This is a genomic window from Bacillus sp. MYb56 (assembly GCF_002976445.1).
GTDB classification, from domain to species: Bacteria; Bacillota; Bacilli; order Bacillales; family Bacillaceae_G; genus Bacillus_A; species Bacillus_A mycoides.
The window spans coordinates 1-8,654 of sequence record NZ_PCOH01000068.1 but is presented as its reverse complement, the minus strand read 5'-3'; the positions used below and the strand labels follow the sequence as shown (position 1 = coordinate 8,654).

At 31.8% G+C, this 8,654-nt stretch carries 4 protein-coding genes and 4 pseudogenes; 4 read left to right on the top strand and 4 right to left on the bottom strand.

What is annotated here, in order from left to right; translation table 11 throughout:
- Positions 1–161: 161 nt before the first annotated feature.
- From CQ058_RS29830 to CQ058_RS32055, 3 genes are all read right to left on the bottom strand, one after another.
- Positions 162–1,703, bottom strand: coding sequence for an S-layer homology domain-containing protein (locus CQ058_RS29830; RefSeq protein WP_002193425.1), 1,542 nt, complete (start codon positions 1,701–1,703; stop codon positions 162–164).
- A 615-nt stretch (positions 1,704–2,318) separates the two neighbouring features.
- Complete coding sequence (locus CQ058_RS29820) at positions 2,319–2,963, bottom strand: hypothetical protein (protein WP_002191601.1); 645 nt, start codon at positions 2,961–2,963, stop codon at positions 2,319–2,321.
- A gap of 405 nt (positions 2,964–3,368) precedes the next feature.
- On the bottom strand, positions 3,369–3,536 hold the full coding sequence (locus CQ058_RS32055; protein ID WP_002187068.1) for a hypothetical protein: 168 nt from the start codon (positions 3,534–3,536) through the stop codon (positions 3,369–3,371).
- A 94-nt stretch (positions 3,537–3,630) separates the two neighbouring features.
- Between CQ058_RS32055 and CQ058_RS29815 the strand changes: the two are divergent.
- From CQ058_RS29815 to CQ058_RS29810, 3 genes and pseudogenes are all read left to right on the top strand, one after another.
- A pseudogene (locus CQ058_RS29815) lies at positions 3,631–4,410 on the top strand (MSCRAMM family protein); the annotation flags it as partial.
- A gap of 744 nt (positions 4,411–5,154) precedes the next feature.
- Positions 5,155–5,338 (top strand): annotated as a pseudogene (locus CQ058_RS32990) (hypothetical protein).
- Between the two features lie 468 nt (positions 5,339–5,806).
- The gene (locus CQ058_RS29810; RefSeq protein WP_002193427.1) at positions 5,807–6,976 is read left to right on the top strand and encodes a DUF4046 domain-containing protein; all 1,170 of its coding nucleotides are present in this window, start codon (positions 5,807–5,809) and stop codon (positions 6,974–6,976) included.
- A gap of 109 nt (positions 6,977–7,085) precedes the next feature.
- Here the strand turns inward: CQ058_RS29810 and CQ058_RS29805 are convergent.
- Positions 7,086–7,736 (bottom strand): annotated as a pseudogene (locus tag CQ058_RS29805) (IS6 family transposase).
- 637 nt (positions 7,737–8,373) lie between these two features.
- Here CQ058_RS29805 and CQ058_RS29800 point away from each other — a divergent pair.
- A pseudogene (locus CQ058_RS29800) lies at positions 8,374–8,654 on the top strand (S-layer homology domain-containing protein); the annotation flags it as partial.

The window sequence follows — 8,654 nt, the reverse complement described above, 5'->3', positions numbered from 1 at the left end:
CTTGATTTTTCAGGGCTTTTTTATTAAACTGTCCATTTTATAGGGTACAGTTCAATGTTTATGGGATTCTTTTTTTATCTAGTACTGGTCCATTGTTACACAGACCTCAATTTATCTTTTGTTCATTGTTTAATTTTGTTAATAAACTACATAGATTCATATTAGCGTTTGATATCCGTTAATATTTTCTGATATCCCATTGCTTTCGGGCTACCGATCTGAATTTTATTTGTTAACTCATTATTATAGATTGTTGTTGCTTTCGCAAATTGATTACGATCCCATTGGTGATCTTTAGCAATTTGTTCATCAGATAAATTATAGTATGAATAAGTTACACGTCCTTCTACATCTGGAATTGGATCATCGAAGGTTGTATCAAGATGGTACCATTTCCCCTCAATTTTCACTAGATTCCAAGCATGAGGTTGTCCATTTCCAGTCCCTGTTACAATATGACCTTCTACTCCTGCCTCTTTTAACAATTGATAAGTTAATAATGCATAGCCTTGACAAACTGCAGAACGGTTTGCTAAAGCTTCATATGCCGTATAAGCCTGGAAAGAAGTATCATACGAAACATGTTTTACGACATAATCATGAATCGCTTTTACTTTTTCATGTTCATCCATACCAGCTTTAACAATAGAAGTGATAACTGATTTTGCTTGTGTCTTTACATAGTTCATTTGCTCTTTTGATTCACGGTATGTAATTTTTAATGTAAATACATAATCTCCTGGAATACCACGAATAGAATATTGTGTATTTGCAACGTTATATTTCATGTATTCATTTGAATCAACTGTCTCATCATATGCTTTAACAAGCGTATCCATAACTTCTCTAATATTAGATTGTTTAGATTTATATGTTATAGTTATATCTTCTTCATGATTATTAATATAATTTTTCATGTCTTTTTTATAAGCTTCTAATAGTTGTACCTCAGTTTGTACACTCGTATCTTCTTTATTTGGTTTTGTCACATCAGGATTTTGTGTATTTAATTGTTCCCTATAATTTAATGCATTAAATAAAAACTGTGCATACTGTTCACGAGTTACAGTTTTATTTGGTTCAAAACCTCCATTACCTGTACCTGATGCAATTTTATTCGACTGTACGGCACTAATAGCGTCCTTCGCCCATGAATTATCTGGTACATCATTAAAAGTATGTTTACTTAACACAGGAACTTTAAAAGCAGTCTTGATGACCTGTGCCATTTCTGCACGACTTAATGATTCTTTTGGTCGAAATGCCCCATTTTGATCCCCTTTAAAGACTCCTATGTCTGTCAAAAATAGAATCTCTTCTAGGAACATTGTTGAGTTTTTATTAATGTCCTTATATGGATTTTTAAGCTGAGACCCATCTTGCATAATATAAAAAGAGTTGTCCTTATTAAGAGTGCCTCCTTTTTTAGCAGGAGCTAGCACACGATAAATTAAAGCTGCCACCTGTTCACGAGTAGCATTATCTCCCAGGCCAAACATTCCATTTCCATATCCTCCGATAATATTACGATTAGCTAAGCTCGTAATGGCATTATTTGCCCAATGGTTTTTGGGAACATCATTAAATACAACTGAATTTCCCCCTGACTGGACTTCAGCTTTTACGGGATCACTACTTGTTCCTAACAATGCACCTCCTACCATCGTTAATGATGTTATTGATTTTAATAGTTTTTTACTCATAAACTCTCTCCTAATAATATATTAAAGTAATTAACTTTACTTCACTAAGTTTATTAAACAAGTGGTATCTTTTAACTAAAATTTATAGATTTACGATACGAGAAAGCCCCTGCAGGACTTAAGTCCGCCTTTAAGCATGGGATGAAAGTATCGTTTTTACGTAGCAAAACATGTTAAAATGGCCTCAAAGTCATGCAAAAGACTCTAAAACAATAATGTTCTCTAAAAAATGAATATTGTATGAGGTTGCACGAATCAATTTCACTTCGTGCGTAAAACAATACATGTCGTCAAGTACTAGACGCTAAAGCATAAGGAGAACCTATACGGTCTGTCATGGGAGTGGTGATAGCAAGTCGCAATCTTGCACGTCAGCAATACCAGAAATGGACTTCGCCTTTGGTAGCAAGAATCCCACTGACCTATGTCAGCTTGCCCCTTTAGGGGTGGGAGTGTCAAAAATGTACTATGAAAGACTTTTAGACAGATACAGTCTAGGATACTACAAAATACATATATAGTTTTATGCATTTATGCATTTTCTTCATTTTTTTAAAGCAATAGGTATATTTTGTATAATATTTAAAGGGTTTTTGATGTTTCTATGAAAATAAATCAAATTTTCTTATATTGATTCCGTAAAAAGCTATCATACATGATAAGAGATTTATTCTTTTGTTGTTCTTTTAAAGTTTCAAATTGATTAATAAAAGATTCTGAATAATCATTTTCTTTTATGAAATGTTCTAATATTGAGTAAGCAGTGTGAAGAACTTCAGAATCGTGCTTAGCCTGATAATATTCTATATACTTCTTAAAATCCGGAGGAAGATATAAATAAGGAATATTAGACAATTGCCCCTTTGACCCTTCAGAAATGGAAAATAAGAGTAAATCTTGCTCTTGTATATATTCCCTCTCTTGATCGCTATGATATTGATAGGAAAGTCTCGCTATGAATTTCCTATCATAGTCTGATTCCGCTTGAGTAATTGTTACAAAATCATTTATTTTCAAAGACCCACCTTGGTATACAAACTTCTTAGCATTTTTTACATTTGGATTATTATAAGATAATTCTTTTACAGATTGAATTTCAAATGTAGTATGACCATGTGCTTTATCATTTTTATTAAGATAAGTACTACAAATAAGTACAAAATTATCATAAAAATCGGGTGCTGTAGAAATACAAGGTAAACATTGAATTTCTATAATTGAATACTCATAAGACGTATTGATGTTACTTGGAAAAATCATTTTATAATTCTCCTTTAAATTTATTACCCATACCATATAATCGATCTTCATAAAAAATAGAAAAGCCATTATCGAATTGATAAGGGCTTTTCACATACTTTTATATAGAATAAAAATCAGATGCCTATAGAAGTATAACACAAAATTCAATTAAAACAATGTGGCTCTGTTGCAAAGTTTGAAAAAACATAAACAGGTTGGTAAATGAGGAACAATGTTTCGGAAGAAGTTAGTTCCAAATTTGATAGATGAGATTTCCATATTTATGAACCGGTTCTGGTGCGCTTATATATTTTAAAAAGAAAAGACACCCTAAGGTGCCTTCCTCCGACTTGATAACCACTTTAATTTTAATAACATTGGACGCCCATCCAAATATTATTATACCATGTTAAGTTATTTTGTTCATTTATGCTGGTCGTCTGTAGGCTGTTTTGTAGTCCATGTAGCGATTAATAAGAAAATAATAGCAATAACTACACCTAAAAGTCTTTGTTTGAGCCACATGGATAAGGCGAAATTTGAAGTAATAGCTAAAAAGATAAATATTACGGTATATTTATTGAATCTCATTACGAACAACCTCCCAACGGAACTATACTCAAGAAAATTTTACTATTTTCTTGTTTCGTAAAAAATAGTATTAAACAAAATTCAGATTCTTTATTCAAATTCAGTATCTGGAGTATACTCAGTTCAAATGGAGGGTGCACCAGAAGGAGCTAAAATTATAAATGAACAAGGTGAAAAAAAGAATGAATTCTCTATAGAGGAAAAATTTAAAGTTATGATTCCCAAAAATGCAGCAAGTGGAAATTTCAAGATAAGAGTAAATGCAAAATTGCAGAGCTTACAAGCAGTTACCTTTGATGGCCAACAAAGGATTCAAAATACAACTGCTTTATTACTAAGAATGAGTGAAAAAAGCAGTACAGATATAGTAGTAAAATGGGAGTTTTTAGGGGCGTTAAAAATTATGAAGGTAGGAGAAAATAGAGAGGATTTAAAAGGGGCAGTGTTTGAGGTTGTAAGTGAAAATGGGGATTTTAGACAAGAAATCACTACAACTGAGAATGGGAGTGCTACATTAAATAAACTTCCTACTGGTACGTATATTGTAAAAGAAATTCAGGCTCCAGAGGGTTATGTACTTGATCCTACAATAAAAAAAATGGAAGTAAAAACTGGCGAGATAGCAGAAATAGAAATAAAGAATCAAAAAATAACAAGTGGCCTGGAAATTAAAAAAGTGGATGCTACATATGAAAGTGCTAAACAATCTTATGATATACAAAGTAAAGAGCACACAATGGAAAATGATCTTGCAAGTAAGGAAAAGCATCGCCTGCCATCAACAGGAACGAAGTTTCCAACTGTCCCGTTTGTAGGACTAGGACTTGTTATTCTAGGAATCTATATATTAAAAATAGGAAAAAATCATAGTTAAAAACTATAAACAATAAGGATTTTGTTACCAATGCTTAAAGTTAAATATGCTAAGAAATGTTTTGTGAAAAATGTAGATTATAACAATTCCTATAAATGAAAACGCTTGCAATGGATGTAATTATGAAAAAACTATATGATATACCTAAACATTTTTTGGCATATAAGAAATAGTCCCCATTCTTCTCTATTTGCCTATTCTTACACTTATCATAATTTATTATGATATAGATATTGTTTTAAAGTGTTTTGCACAAAATGAACAATTGAGACTTTTAGAAACAAACACCTCTATGACCTTACTCATTTCTTAATTCACATAATTTTCAAATATTAAAACTCCACATGTTAATATTTGTTATATAATAAAATCAAGCCATATGTAAGATGGTTTCCCCGTTACGAGTAATGAGATAGTTTGATTCACCTTTTATACATTATCTGAAAAAGAGCTTGTAGTGATTCCTACAAGTTCTTTTTGTTGCTCTTACAAATACGAAAATATCCTTTTTAGCAACCAGTCATTTTCCGTTGTGAATTTTATCCCTCCTAATAAAAATCATAATATCTTTTTAAAGAAAGTTTAGATTTAAACCCCATATAGTGATCCCTATGAATACATAAAAAAGGAAGAGAATTTTAAAAATTCTCTTCCTTTTTTATGTATTCATTAGCTGTTTAGTATATCGAAAAATGATGTAGAATTTACCTATTATATTATAAAAGTATTAAGCATGATTTTAAGATGAAATATTGCATATTAAAATGTATTGATATTAGTTAATACACTTAATATAATGAGAGTATAAGATTCACTACATCATAATATTAAAAAGGAGGAAATGATTATGGAAATCGCAATGGCAGTTTTAAAATTCATAGGTGGAGCAATTCCATTGGTTCAAGAACTTTTAAAAGCATTTATGTAAGTTTATTACGCCGCAATTATTTATAGGAATTATCAGATAAAAGATCTGTATATCAAAGATAAATTGATGTACAAATCATTTGTCTGAAAAAACTTTAAACAAGAAATAGAATCCCAGAAATCATAAGGGATTCTATTTCTGTGTGTGTAATTATGGCTGTACCCCATGCCCATCAACCTAACAGAACAGATTGCCCCCAAAACGATAAAAATAAACTTCGTTTCTATAAAAAACACAGAATTTTCGTTAAAGGGGAACTTCAAAATGTTAACTTGATGGGTTGAACCCCTTATTCCCCCTTATCGAGGGGGGATTAGTGTTCAATTATATATATTAATTATGAACAAAATTCACCTATTAGCACTTAAAATATAGGTGGATTATTGCTTAGAAATAAATTTGTAATTGCTGGTGATTTTTATCTCGTTTACTGTAAAAATCACTATAGAAAGAGAGAAAAGGGTTGTAATGGTAATAAAAATAGAAGAGATATACCAAGAGATATTGGACGGTAAAAGGAACAGATTTCCCAAAGGTACATGGAGTGATGATCAAGATAATAATCTAGCAAAACGTGTAATCAAGTATCTTATAGAAAAAGTTTTAAAGTGGGATAAAGAAACAATTCTTAAGAGTTGGAAATCCCAATTAATTATTAAATATAAATTAGGTGGTTTACTTAGCGTTAAATATCATGATAGCCCATATGTAATGATAAATGATGTTTATCCGAATTGTTTTAAAGAATGGGAATTTCAAATGACACCTAGGAACTATTGGACAAAGGAAAAGGCATTGAAAGCGTTAAAATGGACGATAGAAAAAAAAGAAAGGTTAACAGATAATAAACTATTGGAGGTTTATAACGTTCGGTGGTTATCTAATCATAATTTGAGTTCGCCTTGCCAAATTTTTTGGAGAGGTAGTCCTTACATAATGATAAATGAATTATATCCAGACCATTTTAAGGAATGGGAGTTTAAAAAAACTCCTAGTCGTTTATGGACAAGAAAAAAAGCGTTGGAAGCATTAAAATGGACGATAGAGGAAAGAAAACAAATGAATAATGAGGAGATAAGAAAAAAAATTAGTGTAATTTGGTTTTCAGAAATAGGCTTAAGGACCCCATTGGAGAGATATTGGAATGATAGTCCATTTAGTATGATAAATGAGTTATATCCTGGATGTTTTAAAGAGTGGGAATTCCAGAAAACACCTAAAAACTACTGGACAAAGAAAAAGGCACTGGGCGCATTAAAATGGACGATAGAGGAAAAAGAAAAGTTAACTAATGAAGAACTTATAAAGGTCTATAGTAGAAGATGGATGATTAATCAAAGGTTAATAACTCCATTAGAGAGATTTTGGAAAAATAGTCCATATGCCATGCTACACGAGTTGTATCCAGGGAAATTTAAAGAATGGGAATTAAATAGAGCCCCTCGTGGATTTTGGACAAAGGAGAAAGCATTGGAAGCATTGAAATGGACGATAGAGGAAAAAGAAAAATTAACTAATGAAGAACTAACAAGGGTATATAGTAGAAGGTGGATAATTAATCAAGGGTTAAGAACCCCATTAGATAGATTTTGGAATAGGAACCCACATACTATGTTAAGTGAACTATATCCTAATTAATTTATAAAAAATATGAAAGTTTAACATAAATGAAACTAAATCTTTCTTTTACGGGCTCTGTTGCAAAGTTTTTATATAAACAAAAAAATCCTACTTTAGTAGGTAGAGTTTATGCAACTTTGAATAGTTTCTTTAATTCATTGTACGTCGAAAAAACGAAGTTTGGTTGTTGCAAACTTCGTTTTTGTTTATATAGGGCATGAATAGTTTTGATGCTTTTCAAGGTACGTGAAGCATGGCGAAGACTTTGAAATCCTGCGGATTTGGAAAAACGTCGCTTGATATGTCTATGATCCTGTTCGATGAGATTATTCAAATGCTTGATTGTGCAATGAATGGTATGCTTATAAAAGTCTTACTCTCCCAATTTATTGAACGCGCAAAGTAACGCGGGAGTCTTGTCTGTTGTGAGAACCATTGCTTCTCCTAATGTTTTTACTAGTCTTTTCATAAAGGCATAAGCCGCTTGATGATCTCGTTTTTTGCGAAGCTGAATATCCAATGTGTGTCCATCTTTATCAATTGCTCGATAGAGATAACGCCATTCGCCTTTCACTTTGATATAGGTTTCATCCAGGTGCCAAGACAGCTGCACAGATTTGTTTTTCTTTTTCCAAATCTGATAAATGAGATTTCCATGTTTATGAACCCATCGCATGATGGTAGTGGGATGGACCGATTTATCACGTTCTTTCAAAATTTCAGATACATCTCGATAACTTAAAGAAAAACGATAGCAGTAGCCGACGGCTACCAAAATAACATCTTGTTTGAACTGTTTTCCTTTAAAATATCCCTTTTATCATTCTCCTCATTCTGTTTTGCAAAAGTTTAGCTTACTTTTAAAAACTTTGCAACAGAATCGAAGGGACAAAAAGGGTAGAAAAGACATGGATTTGCAAGGGAGCGTCTGCAAAAGTTTATAAATAATAACATATATATATGCCTATAGTAGTTACGAAAAGGTAACAAAAATGCTTGATATATATTTTGAGTTTTTGTTATTATAAACTTATTTATTCTATATTTTTGCAAATGTACTAGAGGGAGTGCCATCATGTATGGTATGGTTGAAATCGCAAAGGAGAACAATATAAGTCTCTATCATTCTCTTCGGTTTCTGATTGAAACGTTCCCATTACTAAGACAAAAGAAAAATCTATGTTGGGTTTTCTTTTGTCTTAGTAGTGGGAGGAGCCCTAGTGTTATGTTATAACACTGAAATATGTAGGAGAAACTATAGATTTTGGTTGATTATATGGAATGAAAAATTAAATCGTTATTCTTGGGATTCAGACTACCATTATTCTCACTACTATTCACACTATTATTCACATTAAAAGAGGTATAAGGAGGAAGGTATATCTATTAAGATGGAGAGATATACCAAGTTAGAAATGAACATTAAATTTAATAAAAAAGTAGTAGCATTCACGGCAGGATTAACGGTATTATCTTCACCATTGGTATCGTTTGCAGAGGAACAACAATCAGTAAACAATAAGCAACCTACAAGCGTCCAGGAACAAAGTAAAACAGACCAACTTCAAACATCAGATGAACAGGCTCTAAAAAGTATTGAAGCTAGTTTTGAAGAGGTAGACGGACGTGGTGGAGGTACTGTCGATAATAAGAAAGCAGACAGTCTTCAACGTTCAGAAGGTATTCATGAAGAAAC